We start from the raw sequence: 14969 nt of genomic DNA, 5'->3' as shown, positions 1-14969 counted from the left end.
TCATCCTAAAAAGAAGTTTGACTCGATTGTAGCTAAAAAATAAGAATGGTTATTATAAATATTTAGCGTGAAACCGCAGATGGTCTTCGATAAAACTAGAGACAAAATAATAACTATGATCGTAGCCTAGGTGATACCTAAAATCTGCTTTGTAACCGATTTCTTTGGCCACATCTTCTAAAGGTTTTGTTAATTTTTGACTCAGATAAAAATTATCATCTAGACCCTGATCCACTAGCATTGGGATGTGTAAAAACTGTCCCTGTTGGCGCATCAAATTGCAACTGTCGTAAGCAAGCCAATCTTGCTTGTTATCACCTAAGTAATGAGTAAAAGCCTTTTGTCCCCATTGGCATTCAAGCGGATTAACGATAGGTGAAAATGCCGACACAGAGCAGTAACGTTTCATATTTGATAGGGCAATGGTTAATGCTCCATGGCCGCCCATAGAATGGCCCGCAATCGCCGCTTTTTCTTTTACCTTAAATTCTTTTTGCACTAAGGCGGGCAATTCTTCAACGATATAATCGTACATTTGGTAATGCTCTTGCCAAGGTGTTTGCGTCGCATTGACATAAAACCCTGCACCTAAACCTAAGTCGTAAGCGCCATCTGCAGCGTCAGTCACATGGTCACCGCGGGGACTCGTATCTGGCATAACTAACATAATACCTAACTCAGCCGCTACGCGCTGTGCACCTGCTTTTGTTGAAAAGTTTTCATCAGTACAGGTGAGGCCACTTAACCAGTACAACACGGGTAAACGGTTGTTGGTTGCAGCAGCAGGAGGTAAAAATACACTAAAGTGCATTTCACAATTGAGTGTTTTCGAACGATGACTATAGCGCTTCTGCCAACCACCAAAACATTTATTGGCACTTAATTCAGCAAGTTCAGTGGCATTTGCCATGACATATCTCCTTCTTAATAATGCACAACAGTACGAATCGATTTACCTTCATGCATCAAATCAAACGCGTCATTGATGTCTTCTAAGGCCATGGTGTGGGTGATAAAGGTATCTAACTCAAATTCTCCATCCATGTAGCGCTGCACGTAATCGGGTAATTGGCTGCGACCTTTAACACCGCCAAACGCGGTGCCGCGCCAAACTCGGCCAGTAACTAATTGGAAAGGACGAGTTGAAATTTCCTGCCCCGAGCCTGCTACGCCAATAATCACAGACTCTCCCCAGCCTTTGTGGCAACATTCAAGGGCTGAGCGCATCACATTGACATTTCCAATGCATTCAAAAGAATAATCGACACCACCGTCTGTCATTTCAACAATGATATCTTGGATAGGTTTATCGTAGTCTTTTGGATTAACCACATCCGTTGCGCCTAACTGTTTAGCAATTTCAAACTTATCTTCATTAATATCAATCGCAATAATACGTCCGGCTTGCGCCATTTTTGCGCCAATCAGAACAGAAAGTCCAATGCCACCAAGACCAAATACCGCAACGGTGTCTCCCGGCTTGACTTTAGCTGCATTGGTTACAGCACCCATACCTGTTGTCACACCACATCCTAGTAAACAAACTTTTTCAAGTGGTGCTTCTTTCGGGATTTTGGCTAAGGCGATTTCGGGTACTACAGTATGTTCTGCAAAGGTTGATGTGCCCATGTAATGATAAATGGGTTGACCATTGATTGAAAAACGACTCGTACCATCTGGCATCAATCCTTTGCCTTGCGTTGCTCGAATTGCTTGGCACAAATTGGTTTTGCCTGATAAACAAAACTTACACTTACCACATTCTGGTGTGTATAAAGGGATAACGTGGTCACCTACTTCAACTAAGGTCACACCTTCCCCTATTGCTTCAACAATACCAGCACCTTCATGACCTAAAATGGCGGGAAACAAACCTTCAGGATCATCGCCAGACAGCGTGTAGGCATCGGTATGGCATACACCCGTGGCCACTATCCTGACCAATACTTCGCCTTTTTTGGGGGGCGCCAGATCCACTTCTTCAATTTTTAGAGGCTGACCCGCAGCCCATGCAACAGCCGCTCTTGTTTTTATACTTTGCATTTTATTTTCCTTAGCAATTAATTTTGGTGAATGTTAGGGCGTCAGCAAATAGTTACAAACAACTACCCAATAATCGAATGTCTGCATCGCGCCAAAATACATCATCTATTTGGTAACCATCAGCACATAACTTTTCTTTTTTTAGTCTTTTTTGTAAGCTTTCTGCCGCTTTATCTTCTAGCTCTAGTTTGGTTTGATTATCTGCTAATACCGCAAAACGCTTGGCTTTTTGTTCGCGGTCAGCCCTTTCCATGCGCGAACCATCGCGCGAGTCACTGCGCTCATAGTCTCGTTGATTATTACTGCGTAAGGAATCTTGAGAAGTATTTCGCCATGAGATACCAAACACAAATTCAATTGAGCCATCGGCCAAGGTCCGACTTTCAAACTTTTCATCGGTCATAATGGGTTCGGGTTCGCTGGCCGCACAGGCTGTTAAAGCCAAACTAACAAGGCCTATTTTTATAAAATGTCTCAATGGTTCATCCAAGGGCTAGTGATTCGCTCTATACTAACGAATAGTCAATGGCAGTGACAAACATTAATCGCACACATCACGTACTGAGCGAATTAAAACTATTATCAAGTTGACGCTATCTTTGTTTGTATTTCAATATGTTATGTTGCAATATTTAGTTCATTGTTGTCTCTGTAGTCTTGCCTTAAGTAGGTTAAAGGAGCGTTTAGTTTGAAAATGAGAATGTCAATTTTTGCCGTATTGCTGTGCGTAGTCGCAGGGCATAGTAGAGCGGTAGAAGGCTTATACGGGGTATCGACTATTGGCGCAGCAAACACAGAGTTTAGTAGTGCCGATTTGACGTCCATGTCGTATAAATTGGGTATCGGTTATCAAATTGAGCGTCAATGGTATTTTGAAGCAGGTTTTCAAAAGTTAGCGAATGACTCGCTGGCCACTGAATTGCCCAGCTCCATGGCGCAATTACAAGATGGTAGTATGCCCTTAGACGCCACGGCGCTTTATGCCGCGTTTTTAGGTAAAGCAGCAGGGCCGGCTGGTGAATTATTCTATCGAGTTGGCCTACTCAAAACAGATACCAAGGGGCAACAAGTGTTACAGGGTGAGCAGAGCTGTGCATTAGGTAAGGGCACTTCAATTGCGTTAAGTGCAGAAGAAACCTATACGTTTTGTGAATTTGACGAGGGCGGTATAGCTGGTGTAATTGGTATTGGTTTTGATTTTTTTATTGGTCCAAGAACGATGCTTAGAACTGAAATTGAATATATCAAAGGCGAGAATAATTTTACTGCGAGCGCTGCATATTTAGGTTTACGCTACAATTTTTAATTTAATTTGTACCAATGAGCCGCATTGTTGTATGCAAGTTGTTGGAATAAGTTAGCGCTTAGATGCAATTCATTTTTGTAGCCTTGCCATAACTCTAGGTAGGGACGACTCAAGGTACAAAGTGGAAAGTTACTGGCTAACATCACTCTAGGTGAGCCAAAACACGTAATTACTTTTTTAAGTGGCTTTTCTATAGCTTGAAAAGACCACTGCCGATTGGCCATTTCCCAGCCTGACAATTTAATCGCAATATTTTCACAATCCCGTAAATAGTGAATATTGTCCTGCCATTTATTATCTTCAATTGTGCCTGAAACTGGCGGCCAACCTGCGTGATTGATAATTATTCTGAGGTTTTTATTTTGCTTTGCATGCTTAATTAATTCGTGAACAGCGCCAGTATCATGCACTGGGAATTGTGCATCAAAACTTAAGTTCATTTCATTTAAAACGGCAAAGTTTCGTGCACATTGTGGATGGCTTAAAATAGCTAAAGCCTCATCATCCAATATATGCCTGATCCCAACTACTGATTTTCGCTTAGCTAAAATTTGCATAGTATGAGCAAAGTCAGTTGAATATAAATTAGCGCAAGCAACCGATTTAAAGCGAAGCTTGCACGTTGACTCAAGCCAATCAATTTCTCGCCAAGGATGCTCGTTATCAAAGCCTGCTTCAATATGCACAAAACCTGCTAAATTTAGGCCCTCAGTCAGGCGTAAATCCGCTTCACCAACATTTTTTGCTATGGTTTTTTTATCAGGCCAAAAGGGTGGTTTATCTGGTTTTAGCCAGCCGTAGTCACCTAAGTCTAAGGCAAATAAATGGAGATGGGGATCAACAATGTTTTGTGTCATGTCAGCTCTATTTGCTGTGGTTTAATTACGTGTTGTGACATCTACCTTACTGCGCGGTATACCCACCGTCGATAACGTGCAAACTTCCGGTAACAAATGCGGCATCCTCACTGGCTAAAAAGAATGCCATCGCGGCGACTTCTTTTGATTGCCCTAATCGACCCAAGGGTTGTAATGCGGCTTCTTCACTATGAACTTGTTGTTCATCTGCTCCGGATTTCTCGACGTATCTCGCTATCGCCTGATGATACAATGGCGTCTCGATGGTGCCGGGGCAGATGGCATTTGCACGAATATTAAAACTGGCGTAATCCAATGCGGTGGTTTTTGCTAACGAAGCAAGGGCAGCTTTACTCATGTTGTAAGCAAAGGAGTTACGCTTAGCAATAAGAGCTTGATCCGAAGCCATATATAAAATAACCCCTGCTTGCTGTGCTTTCATCAAAGGAAGAACGGCTTTGGTCGCATTGATAGCCCCCTTAACATTTAAGGCAAAAACTCGCTCAAACTCAGCATCGGAGGTCGTTTCGATGGTACCGGAAAAATGAATGCCGGCATTCGAGATCAGTACGTCGACTCTTTGGTATTGTTGCAATACCTTATTTAACACTGTGCGTGTTTCAGCGCTATCACTCAAATCACAGGGCCACCAGTCAATATTACATAGCTTTAGTGCTGGTTTTTGAATATCCAAATTGACTACATGGTAGCCATTAAGGGCAAATCGTTCACATATGGCTTCACCTATGCCTGCGCTCCCTCCCGTTACAATACAGACAGGAAAAGGTGAGGGTTGTTGAGTCATAATTTAATTGCACCATGAAAATTACCAAAGAGGGCTTAGGGTAAAGCAAAGTTAATGTGCTACCAAGTGATAATTAAATACGAATAAACGAATGCTCTGAACAGAATCATTGCTTACAACTTTACACTAAAAAGTTGCTAGGCTTGGCATACATGCTTGGTTGAATATTGTAAAATCTGCCCTTACTCAGTTGGATTAACAACAAAAATAATGAACTTGCACCGCCTCCTAGGTTCAAAAGCTGCTGTTTCAACATTCTATTCCACTAACGATTACTTTAAATACAGAGAGAGATGATTTGTCTTTAAGTTTGAAAAGATTTTTCTACAATATGCTGCTATTTGTCACAATATCTGCAGGCAGTTCAGCGCTGTGGGCTGCAAACGTTGATGTTAAAGGCATTAAAAATGACAAAATCCTGACTAATGTCAATGCCCATATTGACAGTATAGAGCCGCCCGTAGCAACGTATCAGTTTGAACAGTATCAGTTGCAGTTAGTTGAAAAAGTGAAATTAGCGGTTGAAGTTTATGGATATTATCAAAGCCTAATACGGGTCAATTTGCCCGATGCTAAGCTCAAAAATAGTCGCTGGAAAATCGAGGTAGAACTAGGTCCTGTTACCACTATCAAACAATTAGATATTGCGTTGGAGGGGGAGGGCAAACAAGATCCCATTATTCAACAAGTGATGGCCAATTTACCATTGTCGGCAAATAAACCCTTACATCACGCAGACTATGAATCCAGTAAATCGAAGCTACAAAACGTGGCTTTGTCGCTTGGTTACTTTGATTTTAAGTTTACCGAACACAGCATAAAAGTATTCGAATCTTCAGCCACGGCCACTATTACGTTAAAGATGCAAACGGGCCAGCGTTTTCACTTTGGTGAATTACGTTTTCCTGAGGATCAGCGCGCCCAATCCCTAGTTTTAGAGTCGTTGCCGTTTAGTGAAGGGGAACCCTATGAGGCAAATAAGTTATCGATACTTAACCAGCGTTTAAAACAAACCCAATATTTTCAACATGTACTCGTGCGCCCGCTTGTTAAAGATGCCGAGGACTATGCCGTGCCAATAGAAATTATTTTGACTCACAAACCCCGAGATAACTTTGATTTAGGTGCTGGTTTTTCTTCTGATATTGGCCCGCGCTTTACCGCAAAATGGCAGCGTCCGTGGGTAAATAGTCTCGGTCATTCAATGGGGACAGAGCTTTTTATCTCAGGCCCAGAGCAATCAATTAGCCTGGATTATCGTGTTCCGATTGAAGATCCAGTAAAAAACTACGCAAGTTTTCAGGTCGGTTTTCAGTCCCAAGATGATAATGATACCAACAGTAAACGTTATACCATGTCAGCGACTCGTTATTGGACTGTGCCAGATTCCGACTGGCAAAGGGCCGTGTTTTTACGATTAGAACAAGAGACCTTTACCCAAGGCTTAGACGATGAAGAGACCACGCGTTTATTAACCCCCGGATTTACGCTTAGTCGACTGCGAACTAAAGGGGGATTAGACGTCTATTGGGGGGATAAACAAACCCTCACCGTAGAAGGCGCAGCTGATGCCTTGTTTTCAGATATAAACCTGCTTCGGATTACCGCTCAAACAAAATGGTTGCGCAGTTGGGACGAGCATAGGGTGTTATTGCGGGCTGACCTAGGTGCAATTGAAACCAGTGATTTTGATCAAGTGCCCTCAAGTTTGCGATATTTTGCCGGTGGCGATCAAAGTATTCGAGGCTTTGGTTATCGAGATTTATCGCCTTTCGTTTTGGATGAAAACAACAATACAGAGTTAACCGGTGGGCGTTATTTGGCAGTGGGCAGTGCCGAATACAGTTATCCCGTTGCTGAAAATTGGCGTTTGGCTCTTTTTGTTGACGCCGGTACTGCGACCAATGATTTTTCTGGCGACTACGCTACTGGTATTGGCGCCGGTGTCAATTGGTTAAGCCCCGTTGGTCCGGTACGCATGTATCTTGGTTGGGGCAATAGCAGCTACGAGTCAACCACGCGCTTGCACTTTTCGATGGGGCCAGCATTATGAAAATATTCAAATGGACAGGCATGACATTTTTAGCCCTTTTATGCAGTCTGATGCTTATAGGTTTACTCGCATTTACACCTTGGGGGAGCCACGTACTGCTTAATGGTGCAGATGCTTGGCTTGACGAATTAAGTCTGGATTACAAAAGTGGTGGCTTAGGCTCCGAACTGCAATTGAACCAGGTGAAGTGGCAGCAAAACGCGATAAATATCCATATTGAAAACGTGCAATTAGACCTTGATTGGGGCTGTCTTTGGTCATTATCGGTGTGTATCGAACATCTCAAATCTGGCAATATTCAGGTTAACATTGTCCCTATAGCCAATGAAAAATCTACCGCAGAGCCCTTGGACAAGCTTACCTTACCCTTTTATTTACGGGTGAAACGACTCGAACTTGGCGTCTTAGACTTTACAGTACAAGATCAATTAAACCTAAGTTGGAGAGGCCTCAGCGCCTCCCTTAACTTTGAGCAAGAACTTGAAGTTGAAACCCTTAATATCAATGCTCTACAGTTTGATATCTTGTCAAATGATGCTGCTGGCGCCAGTAAACCAACTGAGTGGACGGCATTTGAGTATCAGCCAATTACGCAATTTGCGATTGATTTGCCGCTGGTTTTTGACCTAGCTGACCTTAACATCAGCCCCTTTACCTTGAGCACTAATGGCCAAACGAGGCTTCAGTTATCGTCAGTTCAGCTTTCCGCTAAGGCCGATGATAAAACCTTAAGTGTCAGGCAGTTCATTGTTCGCCATAAGCTAGGAGAGGTTTCTGCTACTGCCGATATAGGCCTTGAGGGAAACTTACAACATGAACTGAATTTAGGCGCAAAGTACAAAGAACCTCAGGGCGGAGTCGTCAATCTTAGCGTATCCTCAGTAGGCGACTTACAACAGCTTAATGCTGATGTGACAGCCAGCGGGCTCGTAAATGCTTCTATAGCTCTTCAGGCAGAATTGGCTAAAGACAAGCTCCCTCTTGACCTCACAATATCGTGGCAAAATCTCACTTGGCCTTTACGTCATCAAACGCAGTTGGCAGAGCAATTTCAATCAACACAAGGACAAATAAGTTTAGTGGGCGATCTCGACAGGCTTAGCTTACAGGGCAATGGTAAAATAGCGGGCCAGGGTATTCCTAGCACTTCATTTACCTTACAAGGTAAGGCGGACAGAGAGCAACTGGTGCTTGACTTACTAAAACTCAACACCTTAGGTGGGGATATTGTTGCTAAGGGCAAGGTGGCGTTTGCCAATAGTCTAGAGATTACCAGTCGTATTGATATGCAACATATCAATCCTGGCGTCATGTTACCTGATTACCAAGCAGATATTAATGGTGGAATGCAAGCCAGAGTGTTTAATTCAGCTGGACAGTGGCAGGCAGAATTAAGTGAGCTAGATATCAATGGTCTGTGGCGAAATTATCCACTTAATATCACAGGGAGTGCCAAGCTTGACGATTCTGCCGCTGTGGTGCTTAACAAACTCAGTATTCGAAATGGTGAAAACTCCATTCAACTTAATGGTCAGCTAGACAGTGAGCGAAAGCTTGATGTGGATGTGATGGTCAACGCCGCTAACATTGGGCAAAGTATTGCCGAAATGCAAGGTAGCTTTTCACTTGATGCTAAGCTTAGCGGTAGTCTTGAACAACCTTCATTGCAGTATAGCTTGCAAGGTCAAGAGTTGGCATTTGCCGATATCAACGTTAAAGCCTTTGATGGAAAAGGACAGATTATTTGGAACGATATCAAACCGGTTTCTCTTGAACTAAACGTGCAAAATATTATTGGCGTGAATAATCAGATCGATCAAGCTCGACTAAGCCTAAGCGGCAATGCCGCGGCTCATGAATTACTGCTTGATACCACCAGTAATAAAACCAATTTGCTGGCGAAAATCCAAGGTTCATTACAAAGCACGTCGTGGCAAGGACGCTGGTTAGAAGGACAAATCGAATCCACCTACGCTTCCTTGCAGTTAGCCGAGCCTTTTACGATTTCTGCGGATTGGCAGGAGCAGGCTTATTCAATTTCTCCGCATTGCTGGCAGCAAGAAAAAAGTGATTTGTGTATCAAACAAGCTAGTTTTGTAGGCCAGCAAGCCAAGTGGGATATTGCCTTACATGATCTCAATCTTATTCCTTTGTTACAGCGAGTGGTGCCGGCGTTTCCACCAATTGACTCTACTAGTCAATTAAGTTTATCGATAAAAGGTCAATGGTTGTTAAGTGAACTCCCCGAAGCCCAGCTTCATGCTAAATTGAGTCCAGCTACTTGGCGTTACACAGATAAAAAAGGCCTTGAACTGGTCATTGAAGAATTTGACCTCGATGCCCAAATTTCTCAACAGAATGTGAATGCCCAGGTTACCTTATCAGGGCCAGAAATTGGTTTGGTAGCTCTAGGTTTACAGGGAGAGGCAGGGACTCATGCAGACCAACTAGACAGACCCATCACAGGCGAGCTTAATCTCAGCCGAATTAACCTTGCGCCATTGAGGGTCTTTATTCCCGAACTTGATAAGTTGGAGGGAAAACTAGCCGGTGATGCGCAAATAAGTGGCACCCTAAAACAACCTTTAGTGAATGGCTCTATTATGCTCAGCAACGGCGCAGTGCAAGGGCAGAATATTCCCTTAATTGTGAGCGATGTTAACCAAACACTAGAGTTGCAAGGTGATAAAGCTTCGCTCAGTGGAACCTATTTATTAGGTAAGGGCAAAGGAACCATCAACGGTAAACTGGCGTGGCGCCCTGATGTAAGTGGTCAAATCAACATAGCTGGACAAAATTTAGAGCTCGATTACCAAAGCATGTTAAGAGCACAGGTTAGCCCTAACATTGATGTTCAGTTTTCGCCCGATACGGTCAAAGTCCGTGGAGAAGTAATTGTACCCTATGCGCGTTTCAAATTACGTGACTTGCCTCAGGGCACTGTTTCTCCTTCCAAGGATGTTGTATTGGTTGAGCAAGAAAAAGCACTATCACAAGAACAACAGATCATCGATTTACGTGTACTTGTTTCAGTTGATCCCAAACAAAGTAACGAGGTAAAACTCGATGCCTTTGGTTTAACCACGGACTTACGCGGCACCATGCAACTTGAAAGCAGTAAACTAGGTATGGTGGCCAATGGTGATGTGCAATTAATCAATGGTCGTTACCGCGCCTATGGGCAAAACTTACTGATCCGTGAGGGTGACATTGCTTTTAATGGCCCCTTAGATAGTCCTTATTTGAATATTGAGGCGGTACGCGATCCGAAGTTAACTGCAGATGATGTTGTTGCCGGTATTAGGGTAAGTGGTGTGGCGGAGAATCCCAAGGTTGAAGTGTTTTCAGAGCCTTCAATGGAGCAGCAACAAAGCTTGTCCTATATGTTGACCGGACGAGGTCTAGGGCAGTCGAGTGGTGACAGTCAAGATATAATCTTAACCAACATGTTACTCGGATTTGGCCTAGGGCAAAGTGAAAATATGGTGACCAATATAGGCCAAAAATTGGGCTTTAAAGATGTCGCCTTAGATACCAGTGGTCAAGGCGATGGAACCCAATTATCCGTATCGGGATATGTCGCCCCAGGTGTGCAATTACGTTACGGTATTGGTGTATTTGATTCAGTGTCAGAGGTAGCAATACGCTATGAACTGTTACCACAGTTATACATTGAGGCCGTCAACGGTGTAGGCACTGCCATAGATATTTATTACAGTTTCAGTATCGAAGGCAGCCAAAACGAAAAAGTGAAAGAGCAAAAAGAGTTAAAAGCGCAACAATAAACTCGGTTAGTGCAGTGGTTTGCCATGTAAAACGTCTTATACTGATGATTGATAAAGCTTAAATTTTTGGCCTACTATTTGCTGTTAGATCTAAAGTTAATCGGTAATTGAGCATAAAAATGACGCATCACAACAAACTTAGCTACAGTGTAATTTTGGCCATGAGCATGGCGTTATCGGCTTGTTCTATATTTGAACCCGCTGCAGTCGCAAGCTCCCCTCAAGCAGCGTGCAGTGATGGGCATCCATGTGGTGGCGCAGTGGTTGAAGAGCCGTCAAACGAGGACACACTCGATTTGTCTCAATATCGCGCGCACTCAGTACCAACTGCTTTTTCAACACCAGTGCATTTTCAAATGTTAGACAATTACGTGGAGCAGATGGCCATAGACTTAAGTCGCGAGTTAGTGGATTTAAGTATGGAATATCCCATCGCGGTGACCTCGTTTGTACAGCTTGATTCGACCCTAGATAACGCTGATAGCTTAGGTAACCAGCTTGCCGAAAGTTTTATTACAGAATTGCGCAAGGTGGGGTTGTTGGTAAATGACCACAAGGTCACTGGCAATATCGCGGTCAGCCCCACGGGTGATTTCGCCTTAAGTCGCGATCCTATGCAACTAAAGTCTGCGCAAAACATTGGCTACGTGTTAACCGGTACCATGGTAAAGAACAATAAAGGCATGATGATTAACGCTAGGATTGTTGGCGTAAGTAGCAATGTTGTCGTGGCTGCAACCTCAAAACTTATCCCCAATATAATGCTAACAGAATTGCAGTAGCGTATTAATGATTCGCTATATTAAGCGTTAAGTGAGGGAGAAATATGCCTTATCTAGAACAAATGCGCAGCCTAATTAAGACTGCGTTTTTTTCGCTTGGTTTATTGGCTGCTGACGAGTTTAATACCGTCTTTTAAGCCATTAGAATTAATTGATTGAGTGATCTCAGCAGGTAAAAAACTCTGCGCCGAACCCACTACCGCTTTACTGGATATTCCCACAATTCGAGCATTGACCAATACGCCGTCTTGGTGTTTGGTTAAGGTACCTAACAAAACGTATTGCACCGGTAAATTGCTGGGTAATTCTAAAAAATCACGGCTTAGCACAAAATCACCAGTGGGGGTAACACGCACGTAATCCGTGGTTTTAAAATCAATAACAGGAATACCAAATTTATGTATTTCGTGAATAAAACTTTCGGCAATCTGATTACCCAACACATCGGCTTCTTCAAAGTTACTGTCTAAAAAGACAAAGCTAGTAACCGCCATTGGGGTTTCAGCGTTAACGTACTGTAGATTGCTCACCAAGTCTTGCATCATGCCACGCACATAATGGTTTATATTGAAGTTTTTAGGATCAACATTGTTCATTTTACTGTAATTATTGGCTTTATTTTGCGCATTAAATTGCTGTTTAAATTGGCTTTGAAACTTCGCACTGGCTTCCAACTGATTCGTGTTAGTCGCACTTGGTTGTTGAACAACCTGACTTTGACCACTTTCGATATAGAACTGCTTATCTTGTTCTGAATCTGATGTGACGTAGGCCTCATTAGGAAAGTTTGCACAGCCACTTAATGCGATGCCCACACATAAACTTAAACATTGGATCTTCATGTAATTCTCCTAACAAATAGGGCTCGACTATCAGGTTGTTATTTAACAAACAGCTGAGCAATTGGGACACATAAGGCGTCGTTAAATGGCATATTTACAACGGCAACTCCTTACCGCTTATACGATGCATTAGGCAGTGACTTGCCCTATTCCACATTGATGTTGCACGCAAAAGGCAGTAACAGCCGAATACTCTTATTCTAGCAAAGGAATTTGCAATTAAAATGCCAATAAAGAAACAGTCAGGTGCAGATAAGATGAAGGTGAATGGCTTGGCTTAGCAAGCTTGCCTGTAAAACAGAGCGCATTGTTATGCGCTCTTTGAGCTAATCAATGACGATAAAACAAAGGCTTATTCTTCAATAAATTCTTTGCCCATTTGCAGGGTACGAGTGGCAAGTTGTACTTCTTTTAAAAAAGTGAGTAGGGCAAAAATGAGCAACACCAACGAAATTGTAAACAGCGCGACAACAACATTTCGAAAATTAATTTGCCACAAATCACCCACAAATAAACAAACCACAACACCACAGACAAACAGGGCTGACGCAACACATAAACCTATTGCACGGTTAATGAGCTTCACCCTGCGCCACAAGTTTTTAAGTTCTTTTTGTGACATTTCTAAATAAGCCGGATTTTTTAACATCATGATCCGACGCTCCATAATGCGCGCTCTGTCCACAATGCGACCAAGTCGTCCCGACATGACATTAAGAAAGCCCGCAATGCCGGTTAGCATAAATACAGGCGCCACTACGATTTGAATGACTTGTGCGAGATCAGAGCCTGATACATCCATATTGAGTATTTCCTATTCTAATAAGTTTATTCGTTGTCTACTTCCACGTCATCATCCACTTTCACGGCCCATAAATCATGTTCATCAGCATGAATAATTTGCGCCCAGATAATATCACCTGGCTGCACATCAAACTCATCGGTTAAGTGCACATTACCGTCTATTTCTGGAGCATCGGCATAACAGCGACCAACAGCACCTTCAGTGGTAACTTCATCTATTAATACTTGGAACTCTAAACCAATTTTGGCTTGTAGTTTCGCAGCGCTAATGGCCGCTTGCTTTTGCATAAACCGCTCATGACGTTGCTGTTTAAGCTCTTCACTGACCGCATCGGGTAGGTCGTTTGCTTTTGCTCCTTCAACATCTGAATACATAAAGCAGCCCACACGGTCAAGCTGCGCTTCATCTAAAAAGTCGAGCAACATTTGAAAGTCTTCTTCGGTTTCACCTGGAAAGCCTACAATAAAAGTCGAGCGAATCACCAAATTTGGACACACTTCGCGCCACGCTTTAATGCGTTCCATGGTGCGCTCGGCCGCCGCGGGGCGTTTCATCAATTTAAGAATACGCGGACTTGCATGTTGAAAGGGAATATCCAAATAAGGCAATATTTTACCTTCAGCCATCAAGGGCATAATCTTATCAACTGAAGGGTAAGGGTATACATAATGCAAACGCACCCATATGCCTAAGTCAGCTAATTTTTCACATAAGGCTTTCATGTCGGTTTTTACCGGCATGCCATTCCAAAATGCAGTCTGATTCTTAACATCGACCCCATAAGCACTGGTGTCTTGCGAAATAACCAGTAACTCTTTCACTCCGGCATTTTTAAGACGTTGAGCTTCGTCTAAGATTTCGCCAATAGGTCGACTTACCAGATCACCGCGCATTGAAGGAATAATACAAAAGGTACAACGATGGTTACAGCCTTCGGATATTTTTAAGTAGGCGTAATGACGCGGGGTCAATTTAACACCAATGTCAGGAACCAAATTTAAATAGGGATTATGCACCGGTTGTGGCAAGTGGGTATGCACTTGATTCACCACTTCTTCATAGGCATGAGGGCCAGTAATGGCCAGTACATTAGGATGCACTTCGCGGATCTCATCTTCTTTGATACCTAAACAACCCGTTACGATCACTTTGCCGTTTTCAGCCAAGGCTTCACCTATCGTATCCAAGGATTCTTGCACCGCAGAGTCGATAAAGCCGCAAGTATTAACGATGACCAAATCAGCGTCATTATAGGTGGGTACTACGTCATAACCTTCGGTACGTAATTGAGTCAGAATGCGCTCTGAGTCAACTAAGTTCTTCGGACAGCCAAGCGACACAAATCCGATACGTGAGCCAGTTGATACGCTGACGGTAGCACCTGATTCGAGCACCTTTACGGGCGTTTCTAAAGTGGTTGTTTGTTTCGGATTAAATGTTTCGACTGTCATGAGGTGCCTTGTTGCTTAACTTGATTTTGTTATCAAAATGAAGCGATTGTCTAAAGAGTGTTACGTGTCTGAGGCGGTTTTAATACTACCTAAGCCCAGACATGACCAATGGCAGGATTATACAGTAGAATCTCGTAAGGTGTAATGCGTAAGTCACATTCAACACGGAATTTGCGTAGAGGGTTACAGGCCTTAAACTGTCTATATATGCGATATGCGATATGCGATATGCGATATGCG

General features: G+C 43.0%; 12 protein-coding genes. 4 read left to right on the top strand and 8 right to left on the bottom strand.

All coding sequences use genetic code 11. The annotated features are described in order from the left end of the window. Positions 1–52: 52 nt before the first annotated feature. Genes fghA through NWQ57_RS15590 form a run of 3 tightly spaced genes read right to left on the bottom strand, consistent with a single transcriptional unit; the run spans position 53 to position 2521 of the window. The gene (gene fghA / locus NWQ57_RS15600) at positions 53–910 is read right to left on the bottom strand and encodes an S-formylglutathione hydrolase (protein WP_306023085.1); all 858 of its coding nucleotides are present in this window, start codon (positions 908–910) and stop codon (positions 53–55) included. A gap of 14 nt (positions 911–924) precedes the next feature. Next, positions 925–2043 (bottom strand): S-(hydroxymethyl)glutathione dehydrogenase/class III alcohol dehydrogenase, encoded by a 1119-nt coding sequence (locus tag NWQ57_RS15595; protein WP_306023084.1) that lies wholly within the window; start codon positions 2041–2043, stop codon positions 925–927. 52 nt (positions 2044–2095) lie between these two features. Next, complete coding sequence (locus tag NWQ57_RS15590; RefSeq protein WP_306023083.1) at positions 2096–2521, bottom strand: hypothetical protein; 426 nt, start codon at positions 2519–2521, stop codon at positions 2096–2098. Positions 2522–2737: 216 nt separating this feature from the next. Here NWQ57_RS15590 and NWQ57_RS15585 point away from each other — a divergent pair, with 216 nt between their 5' ends. Continuing rightward, positions 2738–3349 (top strand): outer membrane beta-barrel protein, encoded by a 612-nt coding sequence (locus tag NWQ57_RS15585; RefSeq protein ID WP_306023098.1) that lies wholly within the window; start codon positions 2738–2740, stop codon positions 3347–3349. On the opposite strand, the gene NWQ57_RS15580 is transcribed toward NWQ57_RS15585, so the two are convergent. Continuing rightward, entirely contained in the window at positions 3346–4206 is an 861-nt protein-coding gene (locus NWQ57_RS15580; RefSeq protein ID WP_306023082.1) for an amidohydrolase, read from the bottom strand. The genes NWQ57_RS15585 and NWQ57_RS15580 overlap by 4 nt on opposite strands. A 46-nt stretch (positions 4207–4252) precedes the next feature. Further along, positions 4253–5011, bottom strand: a complete 759-nt coding sequence (locus NWQ57_RS15575) for an SDR family NAD(P)-dependent oxidoreductase (protein WP_306023081.1) — start codon at positions 5009–5011, stop codon at positions 4253–4255. Between the two features lie 331 nt (positions 5012–5342). On the opposite strand from NWQ57_RS15575, the gene NWQ57_RS15570 reads away from it, so the two are divergent. From NWQ57_RS15570 to NWQ57_RS15560, 3 genes are all read left to right on the top strand, one after another. Beyond that, a complete protein-coding gene (locus NWQ57_RS15570) occupies positions 5343–7064 on the top strand; it encodes an autotransporter assembly complex family protein (RefSeq protein WP_306023080.1) in 1722 nt (573 codons plus the stop codon). Then, the gene (locus tag NWQ57_RS15565) at positions 7061–10849 is read left to right on the top strand and encodes a translocation/assembly module TamB domain-containing protein (RefSeq protein WP_306023079.1); all 3789 of its coding nucleotides are present in this window, start codon (positions 7061–7063) and stop codon (positions 10847–10849) included. The genes NWQ57_RS15570 and NWQ57_RS15565 overlap by 4 nt, the downstream gene beginning before the upstream one ends. 119 nt (positions 10850–10968) lie before the next feature. After that, positions 10969–11631: a FlgO family outer membrane protein gene (locus NWQ57_RS15560; protein WP_306023078.1), complete on the top strand. Its 663-nt coding sequence runs from the start codon at positions 10969–10971 to the stop codon at positions 11629–11631. Positions 11632–11732: 101 nt separating this feature from the next. Here the strand turns inward: NWQ57_RS15560 and NWQ57_RS15555 are convergent, their stop codons facing one another. From NWQ57_RS15555 to rimO, 3 genes are all read right to left on the bottom strand, one after another. After that, positions 11733–12473, bottom strand: a complete 741-nt coding sequence (locus tag NWQ57_RS15555; RefSeq protein WP_306023077.1) for a FlgO family outer membrane protein — start codon at positions 12471–12473, stop codon at positions 11733–11735. 352 nt (positions 12474–12825) lie between these two features. After that, positions 12826–13275, bottom strand: a complete 450-nt coding sequence (locus NWQ57_RS15550; protein ID WP_306023076.1) for a DUF2721 domain-containing protein — start codon at positions 13273–13275, stop codon at positions 12826–12828. A 26-nt stretch (positions 13276–13301) separates the two neighbouring features. Next, complete coding sequence (gene rimO, locus NWQ57_RS15545) at positions 13302–14729, bottom strand: 30S ribosomal protein S12 methylthiotransferase RimO (protein WP_306023075.1); 1428 nt, start codon at positions 14727–14729, stop codon at positions 13302–13304. Positions 14730–14969 lie beyond the last annotated feature (240 nt).

Origin of the sequence: Paraglaciecola sp. (genome assembly GCF_030730205.1) — a bacterium.
Taxonomy (GTDB): domain Bacteria; phylum Pseudomonadota; class Gammaproteobacteria; order Enterobacterales; family Alteromonadaceae; genus Paraglaciecola.
Note: the sequence above shows the minus strand (reverse complement) of the source record. Positions and strands in the feature narration are given on the sequence as shown.

What these genes read in the sequence shown, in the direction of transcription:
- fghA (WP_306023085.1), bottom strand. Translation starts at nt 910, where the DNA reads ATGGCAAATGCCACTGAACTTGCTGAATTAAGTGCCAATAAATGTTTT.
- NWQ57_RS15595 (WP_306023084.1), bottom strand. Translation starts at nt 2,043, where the DNA reads ATGCAAAGTATAAAAACAAGAGCGGCTGTTGCATGGGCTGCGGGTCAG.
- NWQ57_RS15585 (WP_306023098.1), top strand. Translation starts at nt 2,738, where the DNA reads ATGAGAATGTCAATTTTTGCCGTATTGCTGTGCGTAGTCGCAGGGCAT.
- NWQ57_RS15580 (WP_306023082.1), bottom strand. Translation starts at nt 4,206, where the DNA reads ATGACACAAAACATTGTTGATCCCCATCTCCATTTATTTGCCTTAGAC.
- NWQ57_RS15575 (WP_306023081.1), bottom strand. Translation starts at nt 5,011, where the DNA reads ATGACTCAACAACCCTCACCTTTTCCTGTCTGTATTGTAACGGGAGGG.
- NWQ57_RS15570 (WP_306023080.1), top strand. Translation starts at nt 5,343, where the DNA reads ATGCTGCTATTTGTCACAATATCTGCAGGCAGTTCAGCGCTGTGGGCT.
- NWQ57_RS15565 (WP_306023079.1), top strand. Translation starts at nt 7,061, where the DNA reads ATGAAAATATTCAAATGGACAGGCATGACATTTTTAGCCCTTTTATGC.
- NWQ57_RS15560 (WP_306023078.1), top strand. Translation starts at nt 10,969, where the DNA reads ATGACGCATCACAACAAACTTAGCTACAGTGTAATTTTGGCCATGAGC.
- NWQ57_RS15555 (WP_306023077.1), bottom strand. Translation starts at nt 12,473, where the DNA reads ATGAAGATCCAATGTTTAAGTTTATGTGTGGGCATCGCATTAAGTGGC.
- NWQ57_RS15550 (WP_306023076.1), bottom strand. Translation starts at nt 13,275, where the DNA reads ATGGATGTATCAGGCTCTGATCTCGCACAAGTCATTCAAATCGTAGTG.
- rimO (WP_306023075.1), bottom strand. Translation starts at nt 14,729, where the DNA reads ATGACAGTCGAAACATTTAATCCGAAACAAACAACCACTTTAGAAACG.